The 1,635-nt window shown below is 45.5% G+C and carries 1 protein-coding gene and 1 pseudogene; one reads left to right on the top strand and one right to left on the bottom strand.

The window, feature by feature from the left end:
• A pseudogene (locus J5224_RS27055) lies at positions 1-1,168 on the top strand (serine/threonine-protein kinase); the annotation flags it as partial.
• Between the two features lie 77 nt (positions 1,169-1,245).
• Here the strand turns inward: J5224_RS27055 and J5224_RS27050 are convergent.
• Positions 1,246-1,635: LysE family translocator (locus J5224_RS27050; protein WP_264628238.1), on the bottom strand; the 390-nt coding region annotated here is incomplete at its 5' end.

Below are 1,635 nucleotides of genomic sequence, written 5' to 3'. Positions count from 1 at the left end.
TTATCCTGATAAAGAACATTATCTGGTATCCTGGGACGGTGGGCGCTGGGTATTTGAGCGTCCAACCTCTATTCATGTGTCGAGTGCGCTTGAAAAGCAGATTACCTCGGATATGTTTACCAATAATATCGATGTAACGCAGTTGTCCTCTCCGGATAAGAATGGATTGCGATGGGATGAAAATAACAAGAGCTATTTGAATGTTAACAACCAATTTATTCATGTGAAAAAAATGGGTAATAACCGTTTTCTGCTGATGAAACCGGTGCATGGCCCTAAGATAGTTCTTCGACTGAAGAAGAATAAGTTTTACCAGGAGAATCTCGCCGAAAGGTTGGAGAATATTATGACAGTAGGTCTGGGCGGTAGAAAAAGAAAAACGGCGCTCAGCGTACTGAAAGAGGTTGACGGTTTTACCGAGGCGTCGGCGGAAAAATTACTCTCTGAGTATCGTTTTCAGGAAAAGGGACTCTTTAATGACTATGCCTTTGCGTTGGAAATTGAACAAACGGGTACAATTCCCCCATGGGCTAAAAGATTAAAAAAAGACGCGCCTCTAGAGCCAGGAACGTCAAAAATTATGGATACCATTACCTTAATGAAGCCCGATTTCCCCGTGCACAAAGTTGATTTTCATGTAGGTAAGCTCATCGGTGAGGGGACCAATGGGGAAGTTTTTATTGATGCAGATGATAATGCATATCTCATAAAGGTTTACCTGGCCGATGAGGGGGAGTCGATCGCAGAGATTGCCAAACATGAGGCCGAGGTGTTTAGGCGCTATTACGGAGAAGACGCTGCCATGCACCTGGTGGATGATGAGGGCGTTTCATATGTCAGAATGTATAAAATTCCTGGTGAAACGCTGAGTTCCTTACCACCCGGTTCGTTGCCGAATAATGCCGAGGAAAAATTTGTTGATATGATCGAGAGACTCAACAAGCTGGGCATCATGCATGATGACCTTCATACTGAAAATGTGCTGTGGGATTCGAGCTCGCAATCCTTTTTCCCGATAGATATCAATAATATTAAAGAAAAATATTTCAGTTCAGATATCAATGAAAAAATAGCCATAAATACCTATGACCAAAGAAATTGGGCTTCTGTATTGCAATGTATAGCGCAGAAGAAAAGCGTGCCAACGTCTGCGGATGGGGGGGAATAAAAGCAGGGAATTGGTACGTGATTAAAAAACCAGCGTGTAAGCGCTGGTTTTTACTGTCAGGGCGGTGAGGGGATGTGTTACCCCAATGCCACCTTGATGCCCAGTGCAATCAACACGGTGCCCAGCAGTTTATCTACCAGCTTTTGCGCTTTTTCCAATGCACGACGGACCGGGCCGCTTTGGAACAGCAGTACCAGCAACGGCCACCAGACGACGGCAAGTGCCCAGATAATAAAGGCATACCACAGTTTTTCCCCGACGCTGGAGTGGGTGCTGAGTACCTGAGTGAACATGGCAAGAAAGAACAGGGTGGCTTTCGGGTTAAGCAGATTGCACAGATAGCCTTGCAGGAAGGCTTTTTTCAAGCTGACTTCCTGGCGCGGTAGTGAAGCAACATTCAGCTTGCTGCCACCCTGCGAGAGTAATGCCTGAATACCGATCACGATCAAGTAAAGCGCACCTGCATA

The sequence above is a fragment of the Candidatus Symbiopectobacterium sp. NZEC135 genome (assembly GCF_025962695.1).
Note: the sequence above shows the minus strand (reverse complement) of the source record. Positions and strands in the feature narration are given on the sequence as shown.